This window comes from Kitasatospora sp. GAS1066B, from assembly GCF_041262605.1.
Classification (GTDB): Bacteria; Actinomycetota; Actinomycetes; order Streptomycetales; family Streptomycetaceae; genus Kitasatospora.
This window is the reverse complement of sequence record NZ_JBGCCO010000029.1, coordinates 71,985-94,718: the sequence shown is the minus strand read 5'-3', so window position 1 is coordinate 94,718 and position 22,734 is coordinate 71,985. Positions and strand designations below refer to the sequence as shown.

General features: G+C 72.1%; 21 protein-coding genes and 1 riboswitch. Of the genes, 19 read left to right on the top strand and 2 right to left on the bottom strand.

Annotation, left to right across the window (positions count from 1 at the left end; all coding sequences use genetic code 11):
- Positions 1-100: 100 nt before the first annotated feature.
- The 13 genes from ABH937_RS28610 (at position 101) to ABH937_RS28550 (ending at position 15,792) form a co-directional block, all read left to right on the top strand.
- The gene (locus tag ABH937_RS28610) at positions 101-808 is read left to right on the top strand and encodes an MBL fold metallo-hydrolase (RefSeq protein ID WP_280694779.1); all 708 of its coding nucleotides are present in this window, start codon (positions 101-103) and stop codon (positions 806-808) included.
- An 11-nt stretch (positions 809-819) separates the two neighbouring features.
- Complete coding sequence (gene hisS, locus ABH937_RS28605) at positions 820-2,082, top strand: histidine--tRNA ligase (protein WP_280694780.1); 1,263 nt, start codon at positions 820-822, stop codon at positions 2,080-2,082.
- Positions 2,079-3,869: an aspartate--tRNA ligase gene (gene aspS / locus ABH937_RS28600; protein WP_280694781.1), complete on the top strand. Its 1,791-nt coding sequence runs from the start codon at positions 2,079-2,081 to the stop codon at positions 3,867-3,869. Before hisS ends, aspS begins: the two co-directional genes overlap by 4 nt.
- A gap of 157 nt (positions 3,870-4,026) precedes the next feature.
- Positions 4,027-4,869, top strand: a complete 843-nt coding sequence (gene ppk2, locus ABH937_RS28595; protein ID WP_280694782.1) for a polyphosphate kinase 2 — start codon at positions 4,027-4,029, stop codon at positions 4,867-4,869.
- Between the two features lie 67 nt (positions 4,870-4,936).
- A complete protein-coding gene (locus ABH937_RS28590) occupies positions 4,937-6,286 on the top strand; it encodes a replication-associated recombination protein A (RefSeq protein WP_280694783.1) in 1,350 nt (449 codons plus the stop codon).
- Between the two features lie 291 nt (positions 6,287-6,577).
- Positions 6,578-7,192, top strand: a complete 615-nt coding sequence (rpsD, locus tag ABH937_RS28585) for a 30S ribosomal protein S4 (protein ID WP_280694784.1) — start codon at positions 6,578-6,580, stop codon at positions 7,190-7,192.
- Between the two features lie 180 nt (positions 7,193-7,372).
- Positions 7,373-7,849, top strand: coding sequence for a DUF948 domain-containing protein (locus ABH937_RS28580; RefSeq protein WP_280694785.1), 477 nt, complete (start codon positions 7,373-7,375; stop codon positions 7,847-7,849).
- A 6-nt stretch (positions 7,850-7,855) separates the two neighbouring features.
- A complete protein-coding gene (locus ABH937_RS28575) occupies positions 7,856-8,257 on the top strand; it encodes a DUF6167 family protein (protein ID WP_280694786.1) in 402 nt (133 codons plus the stop codon).
- A 15-nt stretch (positions 8,258-8,272) separates the two neighbouring features.
- The gene (gene alaS / locus ABH937_RS28570; protein ID WP_370146900.1) at positions 8,273-10,942 is read left to right on the top strand and encodes an alanine--tRNA ligase; all 2,670 of its coding nucleotides are present in this window, start codon (positions 8,273-8,275) and stop codon (positions 10,940-10,942) included.
- Positions 10,942-11,448 carry a Holliday junction resolvase RuvX gene (gene ruvX, locus ABH937_RS28565; protein ID WP_280694563.1) on the top strand — a complete coding sequence of 169 codons (507 nt, stop codon included), beginning with the start codon at positions 10,942-10,944 and terminating at the stop codon, positions 11,446-11,448. The genes alaS and ruvX overlap by 1 nt, the downstream gene beginning before the upstream one ends.
- Positions 11,449-11,541: 93 nt before the next feature.
- Positions 11,542-12,807: an endolytic transglycosylase MltG gene (gene mltG / locus ABH937_RS28560; protein WP_280694564.1), complete on the top strand. Its 1,266-nt coding sequence runs from the start codon at positions 11,542-11,544 to the stop codon at positions 12,805-12,807.
- Positions 12,808-12,980: 173 nt separating this feature from the next.
- Positions 12,981-14,888: an endolytic transglycosylase MltG gene (gene mltG, locus ABH937_RS28555; RefSeq protein WP_370219968.1), complete on the top strand. Its 1,908-nt coding sequence runs from the start codon at positions 12,981-12,983 to the stop codon at positions 14,886-14,888.
- A gap of 64 nt (positions 14,889-14,952) precedes the next feature.
- Positions 14,953-15,792, top strand: a complete 840-nt coding sequence (locus tag ABH937_RS28550) for a shikimate dehydrogenase (RefSeq protein WP_280694566.1) — start codon at positions 14,953-14,955, stop codon at positions 15,790-15,792.
- 49 nt (positions 15,793-15,841) lie between these two features.
- On the opposite strand, the gene ABH937_RS28545 is transcribed toward ABH937_RS28550, so the two are convergent.
- Positions 15,842-16,093: a hypothetical protein gene (locus ABH937_RS28545; RefSeq protein WP_280694567.1), complete on the bottom strand. Its 252-nt coding sequence runs from the start codon at positions 16,091-16,093 to the stop codon at positions 15,842-15,844.
- 19 nt (positions 16,094-16,112) lie between these two features.
- Positions 16,113-16,177: riboswitch (guanidine-III (ykkC-III) riboswitch) on the bottom strand.
- Between the two features lie 218 nt (positions 16,178-16,395).
- On the opposite strand from ABH937_RS28545, the gene aroC reads away from it, so the two are divergent.
- From aroC to ABH937_RS28515, 6 genes are all read left to right on the top strand, one after another.
- The gene (gene aroC / locus ABH937_RS28540) at positions 16,396-17,580 is read left to right on the top strand and encodes a chorismate synthase (protein WP_280694568.1); all 1,185 of its coding nucleotides are present in this window, start codon (positions 16,396-16,398) and stop codon (positions 17,578-17,580) included.
- A complete protein-coding gene (locus ABH937_RS28535; RefSeq protein ID WP_280694569.1) occupies positions 17,577-18,110 on the top strand; it encodes a shikimate kinase in 534 nt (177 codons plus the stop codon). The genes aroC and ABH937_RS28535 overlap by 4 nt, the downstream gene beginning before the upstream one ends.
- A complete protein-coding gene (gene aroB, locus ABH937_RS28530) occupies positions 18,107-19,198 on the top strand; it encodes a 3-dehydroquinate synthase (RefSeq protein WP_280694570.1) in 1,092 nt (363 codons plus the stop codon). The genes ABH937_RS28535 and aroB overlap by 4 nt, the downstream gene beginning before the upstream one ends.
- Positions 19,195-19,635: a type II 3-dehydroquinate dehydratase gene (gene aroQ, locus ABH937_RS28525; protein WP_370219967.1), complete on the top strand. Its 441-nt coding sequence runs from the start codon at positions 19,195-19,197 to the stop codon at positions 19,633-19,635. The genes aroB and aroQ overlap by 4 nt, the downstream gene beginning before the upstream one ends.
- Before the next feature lie 108 nt (positions 19,636-19,743).
- Positions 19,744-20,517 (top strand): AAA family ATPase, encoded by a 774-nt coding sequence (locus ABH937_RS28520; protein ID WP_280694609.1) that lies wholly within the window; start codon positions 19,744-19,746, stop codon positions 20,515-20,517.
- A 50-nt stretch (positions 20,518-20,567) separates the two neighbouring features.
- Positions 20,568-21,374 (top strand): Fpg/Nei family DNA glycosylase, encoded by an 807-nt coding sequence (locus ABH937_RS28515; protein ID WP_370219966.1) that lies wholly within the window; start codon positions 20,568-20,570, stop codon positions 21,372-21,374.
- 7 nt (positions 21,375-21,381) lie between these two features.
- On the opposite strand, the gene ABH937_RS28510 is transcribed toward ABH937_RS28515, so the two are convergent.
- The gene (locus tag ABH937_RS28510; protein ID WP_370219965.1) at positions 21,382-22,671 is read right to left on the bottom strand and encodes an MFS transporter; all 1,290 of its coding nucleotides are present in this window, start codon (positions 22,669-22,671) and stop codon (positions 21,382-21,384) included.
- Positions 22,672-22,734: the final 63 nt, after the last annotated feature.

Sequence of the window (22,734 nt, the reverse complement as noted above, 5' to 3'; positions counted from 1 at the left end):
CCGCGGTATCGGGTTCGCTACGGCGGGCGTACCGCCGGTAGGCTGCACCCCAGACTTTCCGTGTTCAAGAGCGCTCGCCGACCAGCTGAGAAGGACTGCCGTGTTCATCGCCGGATTTCCCGCCGGAGCCTGGGGCACCAACTGCTACCTGGTCGCCCCGGCCGCCGGTGAGGAGTGCGTGATCGTCGACCCGGGGATGGACGCCACCGAGGGGGTCGAGGCGATGATCCGCGAGCACCGGCTGAAGCCGGTCGCGGTGGTGCTCACCCACGGCCACATCGACCACGTGGCCTCGGTGATGCCGATCTGCGGCGCCAAGGGCGTGCCGGCCTGGATCCACCCCGACGACCGGTTCATGCTGACCGACCCGGAGAAGGCGCTCGGCCGCTCGCTCGGCCAGCAGATCATGGGCGAGCTGACCATCGGCGAGCCGGACGACCTGCGCGAGTTGACCGACGGCTCGGTGCTGGAGCTGGCCGGGCTGAAGCTCACCGTCGACCACGCGCCCGGCCATACCAAGGGGTCGGTGACGTTCCGGACGCCCGCCGATGAAGAGATCCCGCCGGTGCTCTTCTCGGGCGACCTGCTCTTCGCCGGCTCCATCGGGCGCACGGACCTGCCCGGCGGCGACCACGGCGCGATCATGCGCTCGCTGGCCCGGGTCTGCCTGCCCCTCGACGACGCCACCGTGGTCCTGTCCGGCCACGGCACCCAGACCACCATCGGCCGCGAGCGCGCCACCAACCCCTACCTCAGGCAAGCGGGCGGGGCGGCTGACGCTCCCGCAGCCGTGCGACGAGGAATGTGACGGAAGACCAGTTGAGCACCTTCACCGCCCCCAAGGGCACCTACGACCTGCTGCCGCCCAGCTCCGCGACCTTCCTGGCGGTCCGTCAGGCACTGGCCGCCCCGCTGCGCCGGGCCGGCTACGGCTACATCGAGACGCCCGTCTTCGAGGACGTCAAGCTCTTCTCCCGCGGTGTCGGCGAGTCCACCGACATCGTCACCAAGGAGATGTTCACCCTCACCCAGCGCGGTAAGGAAGAGCTCGCACTGCGCCCCGAGGGCACCGCCTCGGTGGTCCGCGCGGTGCTGGAGGCCAACCTGCACAAGGCCGGCAACCTGCCGGTCAAGGTCTGGTACTCGGGCAACTTCTACCGCTACGAGCGTCCGCAGAAGGGCCGGTACCGCCAGTTCTCGCAGGTCGGCGCCGAGGCGCTGGGCGCCGAGGACCCGGCGCTGGACGCCGAGCTGATCATCCTGGCCGACGACGCCTTCCGCTCGCTGGGTCTCACCGACTACCGGCTGCTGCTCAACAGCCTGGGCGACAAGCAGTGCCGCCCGGTCTACCGGGCCGCGCTGCAGGAGTTCCTGGCCGGCCTGGAGCTGGACGAGGACACCCGCCGCCGGGCCGAGATCAACCCGCTGCGGGTGCTGGACGACAAGCGTGAGGCCGTGCAGGCCCAGCTGGTCGGCGCACCGCTGCTGCGCGACTACCTGTGCGAGGACTGCAAGGCCTACGACGAGCAGGTCCGCGCACTGCTGACCGCCGCCGGGGTGGCCTTCGTCGACGACCCCAAGCTGGTCCGCGGCCTGGACTACTACACCCGCACCACCTTCGAGTTCGTGCACGACGGCCTGGGCGCGCAGTCCGCGATCGGCGGCGGCGGCCGCTACGACGGGCTCTCCGAGATGCTCGGCGGCCCGGCGCTGCCCTCGGTCGGCTGGGGCCTGGGCGTGGACCGGATCTACCTCGCGCTGCAGGCCGAGGGCGTCGTCCTCGACCTGCCCGCGACCACCTCGGTCTACGCGGTCGCGCTCGGCGAGGAGGCCAAGAACGTGCTGTTCGCCAAGGTCACCGAGCTTCGCCGGGCCGGCGTCGCCACCGATCTCGCCTTCGGCGTCAAGGGCATCAAGAACGCGATGAAGTCCGCCGACCGCTCCGGGGCCCGCTTCGCCCTGGTCGCCGGTGACCGTGATCTCGCCGAGGGAGTGGTCCAGTTGAAGGACCTGACCACCGGCGAGCAGAACCCGGTCGCACTCGAAGCACTCGTCACCACCCTGAAGGAGAAGCAGCTGTGATCCGCACGCACGACGCGGGCACGCTCCGCGCGGAGCACGCCGGAGCGACCGTCACCCTGGCCGGCTGGGTTGCCCGCCGCCGCGACCACGGCGGGGTGGCGTTCATCGACCTGCGCGATGCCTCCGGCACCGTGCAGGTCGTGGTCCGCGATCTGGACTCCGTGCACGGCCTGCGCGCCGAGTACTGCGTCAAGGTGGTCGGCGAGGTCCGGGTCCGCCCCGAGGGCAACGAGAACGCGGAGATCCCGACCGGCGCGGTCGAGGTCGTGGTCAGCGCGATCGAGGTGCTCTCCGAGGCCGCGCCGCTGCCGTTCCAGGTCGCCGAGTACGAGCCGGGCACGGTCAACGAGGAGGTCCGGCTGCGTTACCGCTACCTGGACCTGCGCCGTGAGGGCCCGGCCCGCGCGCTGCGGCTGCGTTCCAAGGTCAGCAACATCATCCGCCGGGTGATGGAGGAGAACGACTTCCTCGACATCGAGACGCCGTACCTGACCCGCTCCACCCCCGAGGGCGCCCGCGACTTCCTGGTCCCGGTCCGCCTGCAGCCCGGTCACTGGTACGCGCTGCCGCAGTCGCCCCAGCTCTTCAAGCAGCTGCTGATGGTGGCCGGCATGGAGCGCTACTACCAGATCGCCCGCTGCTTCCGCGACGAGGACTTCCGCGCCGACCGGCAGCCGGAGTTCACCCAGCTGGACGTCGAGGCCTCGTTCGTCGACCAGGAGGACGTCCTGGCCCTCGGCGAGAAGATCATCGCTGCGGTCTGGCGCGAGGTGCACGGCTACCAGATCCCGAACCCGCTGCCGCGGATGACCTACGCGGACGCGATGGGCCGCTACGGCTCGGACAAGCCGGACGTCCGCTTCGGCCAGGAACTGACCGACCTGACCGAGTACTTCAAGGGCACCGAGTTCCGGGTCTTCCAGGCCCCGTACGTCGGCGCGGTGGTCATGCCCGGCGGCGCCTCGCAGCCGCGCAAGGCGCTGGACGCCTGGCAGGACTGGGCCAAGGCGCGCGGCGCCCGGGGCCTGGCCTACGTGGTCATCGACGCCGAGACCGGCGAGCTGCGCGGCCCGGTGGCCAAGAACCTCTCCGCCGAGCACCTGGCGGGCCTGGCGGCCGCGGCGGGCGCCAAGAACGGTGACGCGATCTTCTTCGCGGCCGGCAAGCGGACCCCCTCGCAGGAGCTGCTGGGCGCCGCCCGCCTGGAGATCGGCCGTCGCTGCGAGCTGATCGACGAGTCCCAGTGGGCCTTCCTCTGGGTCGTGGACTTCCCGATGTTCGAGCCGATCGAGGACGACAAGGGCGAGTTCCAGGGCTGGCACGCGGTGCACCACCCGTTCACCGCGCCCACCGCCGAGTCGCTGGCCACCTTCGACACCGACCCGGGCAGCGCCCTGTCCAACGCCTACGACCTGGTGCTCAACGGCTCGGAGCTGGGCGGCGGTTCGATCCGTATCCACCAGCGCGAGGTGCAGCAGCGGGCGTTCGACGCGATCGGGCTCTCCGAGGAGGAGGCCACCTCGCAGTTCGGCTTCCTGCTCGACGCCTTCAACTACGGCCCGCCGCCGCACGGTGGCATCGCGCTGGGCCTGGACCGGGTGGTCAGCCTGCTCGGCGGCTACGACACCATCCGCGACGTCATCGCCTTCCCGAAGACGTCCAACGGCGGCGACCCGCTGACCGGCGCGCCGACCCCGATCACCCCGGCGCAGCGCCGCGAGGCGGGCGTCGACGCGCAGCCCAAGCTGAAGGACGAGACCAAGTCGGAGGCTCCGCAGGAGTCCTGACGTCCCATCAGCGGTAACCTCCGGCCGGTGCGCACTCGCGTACCGGCCGGAGTGCGTCCGGATACGTCCCAGCGCCGCGCGTTCATCCGACAAGATCGACCGGACAGGACCTACCGTGAGGGGTCATCAGCAGCGAACCACTCCGGGAGGCGCCACCGTGACCGACGAGCCCGTCAAGCAGCCCCGTCTTGCCAAGGCGGTCTACGAGAAGGAACTGCTGCGCCTCCAGGAGGAGCTGGTGAAGCTCCAGGAGTGGGTGAGGCTCGAAGGCGTGCGGCTGGTGGTGGTGTTCGAGGGGCGCGACGCGGCGGGCAAGGGCGGCGCCATCAAGCGGGTGACCGAGTTCCTCAATCCGCGCGTCGCCCGGATCGCCGCGCTGCCCGCGCCGACCGAGCGGCAGCGCGGGCAGTGGTACTTCCAGCGCTACGTGGAGCAGCTGCCGGCAGCCGGGGAGATCGTGCTGTTCGACCGCAGCTGGTACAACCGGGCCGGGGTCGAGAAGGTGATGGGGTTCTGCACGGACGAGGAGTACTGGCAGTTCCTGCACCAGTGCCCGACCTTCGAGCGGATGCTGATCGAGGCGGGCATCGAGCTGCGCAAGTACTGGTTCTCGGTCAGCGACGCCGAGCAGGAGCGCCGCTTCCGGGCCCGGCTGGCCGATCCGATGCGCCGCTGGAAGCTCTCCGCGATGGACACCGAGTCGATCAGCCGCTGGGAGGACTACTCACGGGCCAAGGACGAGATGTTCGTCTACACGGACATCCCGGAGTCGCCGTGGAACGTGGTGGAGAGCGAGGACAAGCGCCGCTCGCGGATCAACATGATCTCCCACCTGCTCTCCACCATCGCCTACCGCGACGTGACCAAGCCGCCCGTCTCGCTGCCGCCCCGCCCGGCGTCCAAGGGCTACCAGCGCCCGCCCCGCGATCTGCAGAAGTACGTGCCGGACCACGCGGCGGAGCTGGAGCGCAAGCACCCGAAGAAGAAGCACCAGAAGTAGCTCGGGGGGCCGGCGGCCGGACCGGCGCCGCGGCCGGGCTGTCGGCGCGCTCGCATAGGGTGGCGGAGTGGACGAACCGGACCTCTTCACCGCCGCCGCCGAGCAGCGCCAGGCCACCGAGCCCGGGCGGGCGCCGCTGGCCGTGCGGATGCGCCCGCGCACGCTGGACGAGGTGGCGGGTCAGCGCCATCTGCTGGCCGAGGGCTCGCCGCTGCGCCGCCTGGTGTCCGCCGCCAAGGGTCCGGCCGCGACCAGTTCGGTGATCCTCTGGGGCCCGCCGGGCACCGGCAAGACGACGCTGGCGCACGTGATCAGCCAGGGCGTCGAGGGGCGGTTCGTCGAGCTCTCGGCGATCACCGCCGGGGTCAAGGAGGTGCGCGCGGTGATCGAGGGGGCCCGCCGCGCGGTGGGCCTCAGCGGCCGGGAGACGGTGCTCTTCCTCGACGAGATCCACCGCTTCTCCAAGGCCCAGCAGGACTCCCTGCTGCCGGCCGTCGAGAACCGCTGGGTCACCCTGATCGCCGCCACCACCGAGAACCCGTACTTCTCGGTGATCTCCCCGCTGCTCTCCCGCTCGCTGCTGCTCACCCTGCAGTCGCTCACCGACGAGGACATCCGCGCCCTGCTGCGCCGCGCGACGGCCGACGAGCGCGGTCTGGCGGGCCGGGTGACGCTCGGTCAGGAGGCCGAGGACCACCTGGTGCGGCTGGCCGGCGGTGATGCCCGGCGGGCGCTGACCACGCTGGAGGCGGCCGCCGGAGCCGCGCTGGAGCAGGGCGCCGAGGAGATCACCCTGGCCACCACGGAGACCGCCGTGAACCAGGCCGCCGTGCGCTACGACAAGGACGGCGACCAGCACTACGACGTGGCCAGCGCGCTGATCAAGTCGATCCGCGGCAGCGATGTGGACGCCACCCTGCACTACCTGGCCCGGATGATCGAGGCGGGGGAGGACCCGCGGTTCATCGCCCGCCGCCTGATGATCTCGGCCAGCGAGGACATCGGCCTGGCCGACCCGACCGCGCTGCCCACCGCCGTCGCGGCCGCCCAGGCGGTGGCGCTGATCGGCTTCCCGGAGGCCCGGATCATCCTCTCCCAGGCCGCCATCGCGCTGGCCCTGGCGCCCAAGTCGAACGCCGCCTACCTGGCCATCGACGCCGCCCTGGCCGATGTCCGCCAGGGCCTGGCCGGCCCGGTCCCGCCGCACCTGCGGGACGGCCACTACGGCGGCGCCGCCAAGCTCGGCCACGGCCAGGGCTACCAGTACCCGCACGACCTGCCCGGCGGCATCGCCGCCCAGCAGTACGCGCCGGACGCGGTGCACGGCAAGGCGTACTACCAGCCGACCCGGCACGGCGGCGAGGCCAGGTACGCGGACACCGTGGAGTGGACCAGGGCCCGGCTCAAGGGCGACTGAGCGGCGCGTATACTCGGTCGAAGTGCCTTGTCCCGGGTCCGGCAGCCTTGCGGCTGACCGGCCGCACCAGCGGGACACCGGCCCGCAGCACCCCTTGTGGGGGCTGCCAGGAGCGTCGCGCACCGTTATCGGTGTCACGTACCCCCAGCGGGTGCGTGTGCATGCACGTCAGTGCCCGGCCTCGGAGAGCGGCTGATCACCCCTGTGGTGGTTTTTCTCCGGACCGCGAGAGGCGACCTCCGTCAACACCTGGTGAAGCCGTATTCGCACACTGAAAGAGGTAATGGTTCCATGGCGAACCAGAAGCGTCCCAAGGTCAAGATCGCGCGTGCCCTTGGCGTGCCGCTGACCCCGAAGTCCGTCAAGTACTTCGAGGCCCGCCCGTACCCGCCCGGCCAGCACGGCCGTGGCCGCAAGCAGAACTCGGACTACAAGGTCCGTCTGCTCGAGAAGCAGCGTCTGCGCGCCCAGTACGACCTGAGCGAGAAGCAGATGGCGCGCGCGTTCGACCGCGCGAAGAAGGTCTCCGGCAAGACCGGTGAGGCCCTCATCGCGCAGCTCGAGACCCGTCTCGACGCCCTGGTGCTGCGTTCGGGCATTGCCCGCACCATCTACCAGGCCCGTCAGATGGTCGTGCACGGCCACATCGAGGTCAACGGCGGCAAGGTCAACAAGCCGTCGTTCCAGATGAAGCCGGGCTACGTCGTCACGGTCAAGACGAAGTCCAAGGAGAAGGTTCCGTTCCAGGTCGCCCGTGAGGGTGGCTACGCGGGCGAGGGCCAGACCCCGAAGTACCTCGAGGTCAACCTCAAGGCGCTGGCCTTCCGCCTGGACCGCGAGCCGCAGCGTCGTGAGGTCCCCGTGATCTGCGACGAGCAGCTGGTCGTCGAGTACTACTCGCGCTGACCCGCGAGTCCGGTACCCCGGTATCGGATCTGTGGAGCCCCCACGGCCTTCGGGCCGTGGGGGCTCCACGCGTTCCCGTCCGTTTTCTCCCGGCCGGCCGCGCGGCCAGGCGTTATCCGGTCGGAATCAGGCCGCGTGGCGCGATAGGGTTTCCACTCCGAGGAGTGAAGGGAGCACGCGGTGTCCGTGGGAGAGCTGGCCGGCCTGCTGGTTGCCGTGGGCTGGACCGTGCTGGTCACCCTGCTCGCCGTCGTCCTGGTGCGCCTGTCCAAGGTGCTGCGCGAGGCCACGGTGCTGGTCTCGGCCGTCACCGAGCAGGCCGTTCCGCTGCTCTCCGACGCCAGTGCCGCCGTGCGCAGCGCGCACGAGCAGCTGGAGCGGGTCGACGACATCACCGCCAACGTGCAGGACGCCGCCGCCAACGCGAACGCGCTCTCCTCCACCGTGGCGGCCACCCTGGGCGGGCCGCTGGTCAAGCTGGCGGCGTTCAGCTACGGCGTGCGCAAGGCCGTCAACCGCCAGCAGAACACCGTGACGCTCCCTCAGCAGGGCAGCGAGCGCGAGGCGCTGGCGCAGCTGATCCGCGCCGAGGTGCGGGCCGCCACCGCCCCCAGGGGCGGCCTGCTGTCCCGGGTCCGGCGAGCCGTGAAGGGCTGATGCACCGTGGTACGACGCATCTTCTGGATGACGGTCGGCGCCGGCGCCGCCGTCTGGGCCATGAACAAGGCGAACGAGGCGACCCGCCGACTCACCCCTGACAGCCTGTCAGGCGCCGCCGCGCGCGGTGCGCTGCACCTGGGCGACACGGCCAAGCGGTTCGCGCTGGACGTGCGGGCCGGCATGGCCGAGCGCGAGGAGCAGCTGCGGGCCGACCTCGGGCTGGACGGCACCGCGGTGGTCGAGCCGCCCGCCCGGCGCGCGCGCGCCGGTGGCGCGGGCCGAGCTATCAAGGCGGCGCCTGGACAACCCCCGGTCGCCGCCCTGCCCCCGTCGCGCGTCATCACCCCCCACGTCATCGCCTCAACACCCCGCCAGCTCGATCAGCGCCGGGGTCAGCACCCTTAACCGGAAGGACCACTCATGGAGTCGGCAGAGATCCGCCGCCGCTGGCTGCGCTTCTACGAGGAGCGCGGACACACCGTCGTCCCGTCGGCGTCCCTGGTCGCCGACGACCCCACCCTGCTGCTGGTCAACGCGGGCATGGTGCCGTTCAAGCCGTACTTCCTGGGCGAGGTCAAGCCTCCGTTCAGCCGCGCCACCAGCGTGCAGAAGTGCGTGCGCACGCTGGACATCGAGGAGGTCGGCAAGACCACCCGGCACGGCTCCTTCTTCCAGATGTGCGGCAACTTCTCCTTCGGCGACTACTTCAAGGAAGGCGCCATCAAGTTCGCCTGGGAGCTGCTCACCAGCTCCGTGGCGGACGGCGGCTACGGGCTCGACCCGGAGAAGGTCTGGATCACCGTCTACCTGGACGACGACGAGGCCGAGCAGATCTGGCGCGAGGTGGTCGGCGTGCCGGCCGAGCGGATCCAGCGGCTGGGCATGAAGGACAACTTCTGGTCGATGGGCGTGCCGGGTCCGTGCGGTCCGTGCTCGGAGATCAACTACGACCGCGGCCCCGCCTACGGCGAGGAGGGCGGTCCGGCCGTCAACGGCGAGCGGTACATGGAGATCTGGAACCTGGTCTTCATGCAGTACGAGCGCGGCCACGGCGACGGCAAGGACGGTTTCGAGATCCTCGGCGACCTGCCGAGCAAGAACATCGACACGGGCCTGGGCCTGGAGCGGCTCGCCGCGATCCTGCAGGACGTCGACAACCTCTTCGAGATCGACACCAGCCGGCTGATCCTGGACCGGGCCGCCGAGCTGACCGGCCACCGCTACGGCGCCGACCACAAGGCCGACATCTCGCTGCGCGTGGTCACCGACCACATCCGCACCGCCGTGATGCTGATCGGCGACGGCGTGACCCCGGGCAACGAGGGCCGCGGCTACGTGCTGCGCCGGATCCTGCGCCGCGCGATCCGCAACATGCGCCTGCTGGGCGCCACCGAGCCGGTGGCCAAGGAGCTGGTGGACATCACCATCAAGGCGATGGCCCCGCAGTACCCGGAGCTGGCGACCGAGCAGAAGCGGATCGACACGGTCGCCGTCGCCGAGGAGGTCTCCTTCCTGCAGACCCTGCGCACCGGCACCCAACTGCTGGACACCGCCGTCGCGGAGACCAAGCAGGCCGGGCACGCCGCGCTCAGCGGCGAGCAGGCGTTCAAGCTGCACGACACCTACGGCTTCCCGATCGACCTCACCCTGGAGATGGCTGAGGAGCAGGGCCTCGCGGTGGACGAGGCGGGCTTCCGCCGCCTGATGCAGGAGCAGCGGGACAAGGCCAAGGCCGACGCCAAGGCCAAGAAGATGGGCCACGCGGACGTCAAGGCCTACCGCGAGGTGGCGGACAAGGCCGGCGCCTCCGTCTTCACCGGCTACAGCGCCACCGAGGGCGAGGCCACCGTGGTGGGCCTGCTGGTGGACGGCGTGCCGGCGCCGGCCGCCACCGAGGGCGACGAGGTCGAACTGGTCCTGGACCGCACCCCGTTCTACGCCGAGGGCGGTGGCCAGCTCGCCGACCACGGCCGGATCCGGCTGGACTCCGGTGCCGTGGTGGAGATCCGCGACGTGCAGCAGCCGGTGCCCGGGGTGATCGTGCACTCCGGCGGCGTGCTCTTCGGCGAGGTGGTGCTGGGCGCCTCGGCGTACGCCACCATCGACATCGACCGCCGTCGGGCTGTCTCCCGTGCGCACAGCGCCACCCACCTGACCCACCAGGCGCTGCGTGACGCGCTGGGTCCCACGGCCGCGCAGGCCGGCTCGGAGAACGCGCCGGGCCGGTTCCGGTTCGACTTCGGCTCGCCCGCCGCGGTGCCCGGCAGCGTGCTGGTGGATGTCGAGCAGCGGATCAACGAGGTGCTGACGCGTGAACTCGACGTCACCGCCGAGGTGATGACGATGGATCAGGCCCGCAAGCAGGGTGCGATCGCGATGTTCGGCGAGAAGTACGGCGACTCGGTGCGGGTGGTGACCATCGGCGACTTCTCCAAGGAGCTGTGCGGTGGCACGCATGTCGGCAACACCGCCCAGCTGGGTCTGGTGAAGCTGCTCGGCGAGTCCTCGATCGGCTCGGGGGTGCGCCGGGTGGAGGCGCTGGTCGGCGTGGACGCCTACAAGTTCCTGGCGCGCGAGCACACGGTGGTGGCGCAGCTGACCGAGCTGGTCAAGGGTCGTCCGGAGGAGCTGCCGGAGAAGATCTCCGTGATGCTCGGCAAGCTGAAGGACGCCGAGAAGGAGATCGAGCGGTTCCGCGCGGAGAAGGTGCTGGCCGCTGCGGCGGGTCTGGCCGACGCGGCCGAGGACGTGCGGGGCGTGGCACTGGTCGCGGCCCGGGTCGCCGACGGTGTCGGCGCGGACGAGCTGCGCAAGCTGGTCCTGGATGTGCGCAACCGGTTGGGCTCGCGTCCGGCCGTGGTCGCGGCCTTCACGGTGGTGAACGACCGTCCGTTGACCGTGATCGCCACCAACGAGGAGGCCCGCGCGCGCGGCGTCAAGGCCGGTGAGCTGGTCCGCACCGCCGCCAAGACGCTCGGCGGTGGCGGTGGCGGCAAGGACGACGTGGCCCAGGGCGGCGGCAGCAACCCGGCCGCCGTCGGCGAGGCCATCGAGGCCGTCCGCGCCCTGGTCGCGGAGCGCACCGCCTGATGGAGCCTCAGCTGCCGCACTCCTCGCAGGCCGAGGAGCCGAAGCCCTGGCGCCGGGGTCGGCGGATCGCCGTCGACGTCGGTGACGCGCGGATCGGGGTCGCCTCCTGCGACCCCGACGGGCTGATCGCCACGCCCGTGGAGACGGTCCCCGCCGGGGGCCGCTCCCAGGCGCGGCTCAAGGCGATCGTCGAGGAGTACGAGGCGATCGAGGTGGTGGTCGGCCTGCCGCGCTCGCTCAGCGGCAAGGAGGGCCCGGCGGCCGAGAAGGTCCGCGGCTACGCGGGCCGGCTCGCCGCGCTGCTCGCCCCGGTGCCGGTCCGGCTGGTGGACGAGCGGATGACCACGGTCACCGCGGCCCAGGGCATGCGTGCCTCCGGCGTGAAGGCCAAGAAGGGCCGGGCGGCGATCGACCAGGCCGCCGCCGTGGTGATCCTGCAGAGCGCCCTGGAGGCCGAACGAGTGAGCGGTCGGGCGCCAGGCGAGAGTGTCGTGCCGGTCGGCTGATCAGCCGGTCCTACCGTGTGATCAGGGGCTCGTCCGGACGCGTCCGGACGAGCCCCCATCGCATGTGGGTAGGCCGACACCAGGGGCGACGCGATGGACCAGGACGCGCTGCCCGGCCTGACGCCGGGCCATCTCGGAGCTCCGGCACAGGAGCCGCCGCCGCAACCGCTGCCGCCGCAGGCCGTGAGCCCGGCGGACCACCACGAGGGTGAGCCGGTCACCGGCGCGTTCGGCTGGACCTTCGACACCGCGGACCAGCCGCCGCCCACCGGGCCCGACCGCACCGGCCTGGCCCTCGGGCTGAGCCTGCTGCTGCTCGGGCTGCTGGCCGGGGGTGCGCTGCTGGTCGCCGGCGCGCTCCTCGATCGGACCGCCCCCACCAGGCCGGCCGACTACGCGGGCGGCGGCACCGGCACCGTGCTGGAGGTCTCCGTCCCGCAGGGCGCCAGCCTCACCCAGATCGGCAGGCTGCTGCAGCAGAACGGCGTGGTGGCCAGCGTGCAGGCGTTCATCTCGACCGCCGGTGACAACGCCGGCCGGATCCAGCCCGGCACCTACGCGCTGCGCCACCGGATGTCCTCCTACGCCGCGTTCGGGGTGCTCGACGACCCGGCCAACGCCAATGCGCTGACCATCCCGGAGGGCTTCCGGGCCGGCCAGGTCTACGCCGCGATCGATCAGCGGCTCAGCTTGCCGGCCGGCACGGCGCAGCAGACCGCCGCGCAGCACCTGAGCGAGCTGAACCTGCCCGACTACGCGGGCGGCAACATCGAGGGCCTGCTCTTCCCCTCCACCTACAGCGTGACCAAGGACACCACCGCGCTCGGCCTGCTCCAGGAGATGATCAAGCGCGGCACCGGCGAGTACATGGCCGAGGGCCTGGACCACCCGGTGGTCGGCGGGCTGACGCCCTATCAGGCGCTGGTGCTGGCCAGCCTGGTGCAGGGGGAGTCGGACAACCCGGACGACATGGCGAAGGTGGCCCGGGTGATCTACAACCGGCTGGCCCGTTCGATGCCACTGCAACTGGACTCCACCATCAACTACGCGCTGGGCCGCAGCACGCTGCACACCTCGGTCACCGACACCCAGCTGGACTCGCCGTTCAACACCTACCGGGCGCCCGGTCTGCCGCCCACCCCGATCGACAACCCCGGGCACGACGCGCTGCACGCGGCCCTGCAGCCCTCGCCCGGGGACTGGATCTACTTCGTCACAGTCCGCCCGGGGGACACCAGGTTCACTGACAGTGAGCAGCAGCACCGCAAGAACGTCGACGAGTTCAACGCCTACCAGGCCAAGCACGGTGGCTCACCCAGTGGTTCTCCCGGCGACTCACTCGGCGTGAGCGGTCGCTGACCACGCCGATCGGGCACGCAGCGCGAGGATGAGGGGCGGGGGGAGTACCGTGCGGTACGGTAACGTCTCCCCCCAGGCGCTGCGCTTAGCACGCCGGTTCGAGATACTGCCGGGACGCCGTCCCGGACGGTCGGTCCGATCAACCGTCCGTCTCCGTCGGCCTAAGGGAATCGATGACTGAACTGGGTCGGGGCTACGGCTCCCAGCCGTGGCACCCCGCCGAGCCCGGCTACGGTGAGCAGCCGCAGCGGGCCGCCTCCCCGGGCGACCAGGAGTACCTCCCGCAGGATCCGTACGGGCAGGGGCACCAGTACCCGGTGCAGGGCCAGGAGCAGTACGGCCAGCAGCAGACGTACGTGCCGATGGATCCGTACGCGCAGCAGCAGTGGCAGCAGCAACAGCCGCAGTTGCCGCAGCAGCAGGGCTACCAGCAGTACCCGCAGCAGGGCGGCTATCCGCAGCAGAACGGGTACGCCCAGCCGCAGGGGTATCCGCAGCAGGGCGGCGGCTACCAGCAGCAGGTCCCGCAGCAGCAGGTTCCCCAGCAGCAGGCTCCGCAGCAGCAGTTCCCGCAGCAACAGGGCGCTCAGCAACAGCAGTTCCCGCAGCAACAGGGCGCTCAGCAACAGCAGGCCGCTCAGCAGCAGTTCGGGCAGCCGCGATTCGTCCAGCAGCAGGCTCCGCAGCAGCAGGCTGGCCAGCAGCAGTTCCCGCAGCAGCAGGTCCGGCAGCAGCAGCCGGCCGGTCCCGGTCCCGACGGTATCGACTGGGAGGCCGCGGCCGCCGCCCTGGACGCGCCCGCCGAGCCGGGCGCCGAGGAGCACTACGCCGAGGACGGCGAGTACGACGAGGCCGAGTACGCCGAAGGCGAGTTCGCCGAGGACGGCGAGTACCCGGAGCACGCCGAGGACGACTACGCCGACGGCGAGGAGCAGCACGACTCCTTCCTCGGCGCGGAGGACACCAGCGACGAGGCCCTGGCCAAGCGCAAGGCGAAGGGCAAGAAGACCGGCCGCCGCAACGGCGGCGCCTGCCTGCTGGTGGCCCTGGTACTGCTCGGCGGCATGGGCGGTGCCGGCTGGTGGGGCTACGGCTTCTACCAGCGCACCTTCGGGCCGCCGGCGGACTTCAAGGGCGCCGGCACCGGCAAGGTGCAGATCCAGATCCCGGACGGAGCCTCGGCCAGCCAGATGGCGCAGGTGCTGAAGGACGCGGACGTGGTGAAGAGCACCGGCGCCTTCAACAACGCCTACACCAAGGCGAACAAGCCGATCCAGCCGGGCTACTACGACATGCAGAAGGAGATGTCCGGCGACTCGGCCGTGGCGCTGATGATCAGCGAGGCCGGTGGCGATTCGCTGATCATCCCCGAGGGCAAGAAGGCCTCGGACATCTACGCGATGATCGACACCAAGCTGAAGCTCGCCCCGGGCAGCACCGCCGCCGCGGAGAAGGCGAACGCGGCCAACCTGGGTCTGCCCGCCTACACGGGCAACAACCCTGAGGGCTTCCTGTGGCCGACCAAGTACTCGGTCGCCCCGGGCATGAAGCCGGAGGACCTGCTGAAGCAGATGGTCAGCAACGCGCTCAGCCAGTACTCCCAGCTCAACCTGGACAGCGCGGCCGCGTCGATCGGCCTGAAGAACGCGTACGACGTGATCACCGAGGCGAGCATCCTGCAGGCCGAGGGCAACAACGTCGCCGACTTCGGCAAGATGGCCCGGGTGATCCAGAACCGCCTGGCCAACCAGCCCGACGTGCACCACACGCTGGGCATGGACACCACGCTGCAGTACGCGGTCGGTTCCAAGACGCTGACCGAGGCGCAGATCAACGACGGCTCGAACAAGTACAACACCTACATCAACCCGGGCCTGCCGCCGACCCCGATCTCCAACCCGGGCGCGGACGCGATCCAGGCGGTGCTCAACCCGACTCCGGGCAACTGGCTGTTCTTCCTCGCGGTCAGCCCGACCGAGACGATCTTCTCCGCCTCGGGGGACGACTTCAAGAAGAACGTCAAGGACTACTGCACCCAGCACGGTCAGACCTACAACGCGTCGCGTCAGACCTGTAATTGACCGGTCGCGCCCGATCGGCCGTGCCTGATCACCGAAACTGCACCTGCCCTGAAGAGGCCCCGTGATGACCAACCGGCCACGCCGTGCCGCCGTGCTCGGCTCGCCGATCGCCCACTCGCTCTCGCCGGTGCTGCACAACGCGGCCTACCGGGCGCTGGGCCTGGACGGCTGGGAGTACGGCCGCTTCGAGGTGGACGAGGCCGGCCTGCCCGGCTTCCTCGCCGACCTGGAACCGGGCGGCTGGGCGGGGTTCTCGCTGACCATGCCGCTGAAGCGGGCGGTGATCCCGCTGCTGGACGAGGTGAGCGCGACGGCGCTGGCGGTGGACGCGGTGAACACCCTGGTGTTCGAGGCGGACGGGCGGCGCACCGGGGACAACACCGATGTGCCGGGCCTGGTCGCGGCGTTGCGCGAGCGCGGCATCGAGCGGGTGCCGGCGGCGGCCGTGCTGGGGGCGGGCGCCACCGCCGCGTCCGCGCTGGCCGCGCTCGGCCGGCTGGGGGCGGGCGAGGTGACCGTGTACGTCCGCGGTCCGCAGCGCGCGCGGGAGATGAGCGAACTCGGCGAGCGGCTCGGGGTGGCGGTGCGCACCGCCGACTGGGAGTACGGCGCCGAGGCGCTGGCTGGCCCGCTGACCATCGCCACCACGCCGGTCGGCGCCACCGATGCCTTCGCGGCGCGGCTGACCGCCACCCCCGGTGCCCTGTTCGACGTGCTCTACCACCCCTGGCCGACGCCGCTGGCGGCCGCCTGCGCCGAGCGCGGGGCGACCGTGCTCGGCGGTCTCGACCTGCTGGTCCACCAGGCGGTGCTGCAGTGCGAGCGGTTCACCGGCGTCACCCCGGGCCCGCTGGCCGCGATGCGGGCGGCGGGCGAGGCGGCGCTGGCGCAGACCCGGGCCTGACCGTCCCGGCCGGTCGACGGTCCGTCAGGACAGCGGGGTTGACGGACCGTCAGTGCGCCGAGCGCGGCGCGCGGCCGCGCAGTACGGCTATCAGCCCGGTCAGTGAGACCACCGCCCAGACGCCTTCGAGCAGCAGGAACCCCCACTGGGCGGTGAGCGCGGCCTGGGTGGCCAGGATCGCCGAGCCGCAGAGGTTGAGCAGCAGGTAGCTGCGGGCCCGGGCGTCCAGCCGGCCCCACTGGGCCAGCGCGAACGGGATCAGGATGAGAATCGAACCGAGGACCTGGACGAGCTGCTCCATGGCGGCACCCTCCTACCGGGTTGCGTCGTCTTGTCGGTCCGGGTACGGCGCGTCTCGTCCGGTGGCCGCGGTGCCGCGGTCGCCTTCCATTGTGCCCCAGCCGGTCAAGGGTTCGAAAGCCTGGGTGGAACAGGCCAGGTCAGCGATGGGACGCGACTGTCCGCTCCCCGGACCGCGGCCCGTTCGCGTTCGCGAACGTGAAAGGATCGGAGCAGGGCTCGACAGGTGCGGGCCCGCAGACCGAACCCTGGCCGGGAGCGCGGTGCGAGTGCCGCGACCGGACCGCTGACGAAGGAGCACCGTTGGGTACGTTGCGCTGGCTCACGGCGGGGGAGTCGCACGGCCCCGCCCTGGTCGCCACCCTGGAGGGCCTGCCCGCCGGCGTGCCCGTGACCACCGCCGCCGTCGCGCAGGCGCTGGCCCGCCGCCGGCTCGGCTACGGGCGCGGCGCCCGGATGAAGTTCGAGCAGGACGAGGTCACCTTCCTCGGCGGGGTGCGGCACGGCGAGACCATGGGCAGCCCGGTGGCGATCATGGTCGGCAACACCGAGTGGCCCAAGTGGGAGCAGGTGATGTCGGCCGACCCGGTCGACCCCGAGATCCTCGCCGGCCTGGCCCGCAACGAGGCGCTCACCCGCCCCCGGCCCGGCCACGCCGACCTGGCCGGCATGCAGAAGTACTCGATCGACGAGGCCCGCCCGATCCTGGAGCGCGCCAGCGCCCGGGAGACCGCCGCCCGGGTCGCGCTCGGCGTGGTGGCCCGCTCCTTCCTGAAGGAGACCTGCGGCATCGAGATCGTCTCGCACGTGGTGGAGCTGGGCGCCGCCAAGGCTCCGGGCGGCGTCCTGCCGCTGCCCGCCGACGAGGCCCGGCTCGACGAGGACCCGGTGCGCTGCCTGGACGCGGACGCCGCCAAGCGGATGGTCGCCGAGATCGACCAGGCCCACAAGGACGGCGACACGCTCGGCGGTGTGGTCGAGGTGCTCGCCTACGGCGTGCCGGTGGGCCTGGGCTCGCACGTGCACTGGGACCGTCGCCTCGACGCGCGACTGGCCGCCGCGCTGATGGGCATCCAGGCGATCAAGGGCGTCGAGGTCGGCGACGGCTTCGAGCTGGCCCGGATCCCCGGCTCGCAGGCGCACGACGAGATCGTGCCGACCCCGGACGGTGTCAGGCGCGCCTCGGGCCGCTCCGGCGGCACCGAGGGCGGGCTGTCCACCGGTGAACTGCTGCGGGTGCGGGCCGCGATGAAGCCGATCGCCACCGTGCCGCGCGCGCTGCGCACCATCGACGTGCGCACCGGCGAGGAGGCCAAGGCGCACCACCAGCGCTCCGACGTCTGCGCGGTGCCGGCCGCCGGCATCGTCGCCGAGGCGATGGTCGCGCTGGTGCTGGCCGACGCGGTGAGCGAGAAGTTCGGCGGCGACCACGTGAGCGAGACCCGGCGCAACGTCCAGGGCTACCTCGACCACCTGATCGTCCGATGAGCGGTCCCAAGGTCGTCCTGGTCGGCCCGCCCGGTGCGGGCAAGAGCACGGTGGGCCGGCTGCTCGCCGAGCGGCTCGGCTGCGCCTTCCGGGACACCGACGCCGACATCGAGCAGCGTGCGGGCAAGCCGATCCCGGAGATCTTCATCGAGGACGGCGAGCCGCACTTCCGCGCGCTGGAGGCCGCGGCGGTCGCCACCGCGCTGGCCGACCACGACGGCGTGCTCGCGCTCGGCGGCGGTGCGGTCATGGCCGACGCCACCCGGGCGCTGCTGGCCGGACGCCCGGTGGTCTACCTGGAGGTGGCGTTGCACGACGCCGTCAAGCGGGTCGGCCTGGACGCCCCGCGCCCGCTGCTCGCGGTCAACCCGCGCCAGCAGTGGCGCGAGCTGATGGAGCGTCGCCGCCCGCTCTACCTGGAGGTGGCCGCCGCCGCGGTCGCCACCGAGGGGCTCACCCCCGAGCAGGTCGCGGACGCGGTACTGACCTCCCTGAATCCGACATCCGGTCTGGAAACGAAGGACGCATGAGCACCGACACCGTCACCATCCACGTCGGCGGCGCGGCCGGCCACGCCCCGTACGACGTGCTGATCGGGCATCAACTGCTGGGCGAGCTCAGCGGGTTGATCGGCAATCAGGCCAAGCGGGTGGCGATCATCCACCCCGAGGCGCTGGAGGCCACCGGCGAGGCGATCCGCGAGGACCTGGCCGGCGAGGGCTACGAGGCGATCGCGCTCCAGGTGCCGAACGCCGAGGACGCCAAGAGCGCCGAGGTGGCCGCCTACTGCTGGTCGGTGCTCGGGCAGACCGGCTTCACCCGCTCCGATGTGATCATCGGTCTGGGCGGTGGCGCGACCACCGACCTGGCCGGTTTCGTCGCCGCGAGCTGGCTGCGCGGCGTGCGCTGGATCGCGATGCCCACCACGCTGCTCGGCATGGTCGACGCGGCGGTCGGCGGCAAGACCGGCATCAACATCGCCGAGGGCAAGAACCTGGTCGGCGCCTTCCACCCGCCGGCCGGCGTGCTGGCCGACCTGGCGACCCTGGAGACCGTGCCCAAGCACGACTACGTCTCCGGCCTGGCCGAGGTGATCAAGTGCGGTTTCATCGCCGATCCGGTCATCCTCGACCTGGTGGAGGCCGACCCGGAGGGCGCCAGGACCCCGGCGGGCCCGCACACCGTGGAGCTGATCCGGCGGGCCATCCAGGTCAAGGCCGACGTGGTCTCCGGCGACCTCAAGGAGTCGGGCCTGCGAGAGATCCTCAACTACGGCCACACCCTGGCCCACGCGATCGAGCGCAACGAGCGGTACAAGTGGCGGCACGGCGCGGCGGTCTCGGTCGGCATGGTCTTCGCCGCCGAACTCGGCCGGCTCGCGGGCCGGTTGGACGACGAGACGGCCGACCGGCACCGCGCCGTGCTGGCCTCGGTCGGCCTGCCGCTGAGCTACCGGGCGGACGCCTGGCCGAAGTTGCTCGACGCCATGAAGGTCGACAAGAAGTCGCGTGGTGACCTGCTGCGCTTCATCGTGCTCGACGGCCTGGCCAAGACCTCGGTGCTGGAGGGCCCGGACCCGTCGTTGCTGGTCGCGGCCTACGCGGAGGTCTCCTCGTGAGCCGCGTCCTGGTGCTGAACGGCCCCAACCTCGGCCGGCTCGGCAGCCGCGAGCCGGACGTCTACGGTGCCACCTCGTACGCGGGCCTGGTCGAGCGCTGCACCACGCTCGGCAAGGAGCTCGGCTTCGAGGTCGAGGTCAAGGAGACCAACTCCGAGCAGCAGATGATCGAGTGGCTGCACTGGGCGGCCGACGAGCAGACGCCCGTGGTGATCAACCCGGGCGCGTTCACCCACTACTCGTACGCGCTGCGCGACGCGGCCGCCCAGCGCACCGCGCCGCTGATCGAGGTGCACATCTCGAACCCGTACGCGCGCGAGGAGTTCCGGCACAACTCGGTGATCGCCGCGATCGCCTCCGGCACCATCGCGGGCTTCGGCCTGGGCTCCTACGAGCTGGCCCTGCGCGCCCTGGCCGATCAGCTCACCACCCGCTGACCTGGCCGGTGAGAAGGCGCGCAGTAAAACTGAGCTGGGCTCTCGGCCGGGCCGCCGTGTAATCTCCCCGGCGGGAGGTGTGTCGTGACGCAGCAGTACGCCGGGGGGATGCCCCCGCGCCCGGCAGTGCCGCCACCGGTGCCGGGCGCGGCGCCGGCTCCCGCCCACCCCCTGACGGCAAGTCAGCCACCGCCGCCCGGCACGGTCCCGCTCAGGGCGCCGGTCGGCGCCCCGAGCGCGGCGGTCCCGCCCAGCGCGACCGGGCACTTCGTGATGCCCACCGGCGCCCCGGTCCAGCGGCCGACCGTCGCCGCCCAGCAGCAGACCGGTCCGCTCGCGGTGCTGCTGATCGGACCGGCCGGAGCCGGGAAGACCACGGTCGCCCGGCACTGGGCCGAGCGCCGCCCCACCCCCACCGCGCACATCAGCCTGGACGACGTGCGCGAGTGGGTGCAGTCCGGCTTCGCCAGCCCGCAGTCCGGCTGGAACAACGACTCCGAGGCCCAGTACCGGCTGGCCCGCCGCACCTGCGGCTTCGCCTGCCGCAACTACCTGGCCAACGGGATCTCCTGCATCATCGACGACGCGGTCTTCCCCGACCGTCCGGCGATCGGCCTGGGCGGCTGGAAGCGGCACATCGGCCCCGGGATGATCCCCGTGGTGCTGCTGCCCGGCCTGGACACCGTGCTGGCCCGCAACGCCCGGCGCAGCGGCCGACGGCGGCTCAGCGACGAGGAGGTGGCACTGATCCACGGCCGGATGGCGGGCTGGTACAACTCCGGGCTGCCGATCATCGACAACTCCCAACTCGACGTCACCGCCACCGCCGAGACGCTGGACCGGGTGATCGCCGCCCGGCTGGCCGGCCAGCCCGTCCGCTGAGGTGTCCGGCCCCTGAGAACGCACAGCCCTTGAGAACTGAGAGCCCCCGCATGCCCGAAGGCCACATCCTGCACCGGCTCGCCGCCCAGCACCGGGCTGCCTTCGGCGGCCGCCCGGTCGCCGTCGCCAGCCCGCAGGGCCGGTTCGCCGACGGCGCCGGGCTGGTCGACGGGCAGTTGTTGCGCGGCGCCGAGGCCGACGGCAAGCACCTCTTCCTGGAGTTCGACGAGGCCTGGCTGCACATCCACCTCGGCCTCTACGGCGTGTTCACCTTCGGCCCGGCCCCGGCTCCCGCCCCGGTCGGCCTGATCCGGCTGCGGCTGGCGAACGAGGCGCACTACGCCGACCTGCGCGGCCCGACCACCTGCGAACTGCTCACGCCCGCCGAGAAGGACGCCGTGCACGCGCGGCTGGGCCCCGACCCGCTGCGCGCCGACGCCGACCCGGACCGGGCCTGGCAGCGGATCGCGCGCAGTCGCAGCACCATAGCCGCGCTGCTGATGGACCAGAAGGTGCTGGCCGGGGTGGGCAACGTCTACCGCGCGGAGGTGCTCTTCCGGCACGGTATCGATCCGCACCGGGCAGGGCGCGACCTCACCTCGGCCCAGTGGCGGCTGATCTGGCACGACCTGGTGGAGCTGATGCGGGCCGGCGCCGAGATCGGCCGGATCGACACCGTCCGCCCCGAGCACACGCCCGAGGCGATGGGCCGCCCGCCCCGGGTGGACGACCACGGCGGCGAGGTCTACGTCTACCGCCGGGCCGGGCAGCCCTGCCTGGTCTGCGGCAGCGAGGTGCGCACCGAGGAGCACGCGGCCCGCAACCTCTTCTGGTGCCCGCGCTGCCAGCGTTCCTGACGGATCGTCAGGCAGGCGCCGTGACCGGCACGGCCGCCTTGCCGCCCAGCGCCGCCAGCCGCCGCAGGCAGGCCCGCCGCTGCACCAGGGAGAGTCCGGCGACCGCCGTGCCGAGGGCCAGCCAGCCGACCGGTCCGGCCGCCAGCACCACGCCGGTCAGCAGCGGCGGCCCGACCGACTTCTGGATGGACTGCGCCATGCCCGCCACCCCCAGGTAGGAGGCCCGGGCCCGGGCGGGCGCCAGCGACACGGCCAGCTCCCAGGAGCTGACCGAGCGCATCAGCTCGGCCATGGTGACCAGCGTCGCCGCGGCCAGCAGTGCCACCGAACCGGTCCAGGCCCCGCTCCCGGTGCCGGCCGCCAGGACCACGCAGCAGGTGAGCATCAGCAGACCCAGCAGCGTCACCGCCCGGGCCGCCCGCTGGGCGCCCTCGGCCCGGGCCGACACCCGCAGCTGCAGGACCACCACCAGGACGGTGTTGAGCACCAGGCAGAGCGGGACGAAGGCGTGCGGCGCCGAGGTGTGGTTCACCAGCCAGAGCGGCAGGCCCACGTTGAGCAGCGAGTCGTCCAGGCTCATCGGGATGTCGAGCAGCACGAAGAGCAGGTAGCCGCGGTCGCGCCAGGGGCTCGGCGCGGGCCCGGGCGGCTCCGCCGGCACCTCGGCACCGGGTGGGGCCACCGCGCGCTCGCCGGCGCTCGGCTCCCGGGTGAGCCGGACCAGCGCCGCGGCGACCGCGTACGACAGTGCGTCGGCCAGGATCAGCGCCCGATAGGCGTCCCGGCTGCCCACGGCCAGACCGATCGCCGCGATCCCCGCGCCCAGCGCGATGCCGGCGTTCCCCGCGCTGCGGGACAGCGCCTGGTAGGTGGCCCGCCGTTCGCCCCCCACCCGGGTGGCGAAGAGCATCTCCAGCGTCTTGGCCGCCCGCTCGCCCAGGCAGGTGACGGCGACCACGGGCAGCAGCGCGTCGAAGCCGGTGCACGCCAGCAGCAGGCCCATGGCCCCCAGCCGCACCAGGTGACAGGCGATCAGCAGGCCGCGCACCGGCAGCCGCTCGGCCAGCCGGCCCGCCAGTGGCGACCCGGCGATGCCCGCCACCGCGGCGGCGCCGAGCAGCACCCCCACCTGCTGGGCGGTCAGCCGGCAGACGAAGGTGAAGTACAGCACCGAGGCCGCGCCCCACACCCCGGTCCCGGTCCGGTCCAGGAACTGCGCGAGCAGCATGATCCGGGCGTCCCGCCCACCCGGCGGCCGGCGCAGCTGCGCCACCAGTCCGTTCTCACCCCGCCGCATGGCCAAGCCCCCGCTCCGATCCGCGCCCGGTCACCCCCGAGGCGAGCACGCAGCAGCTTGGCC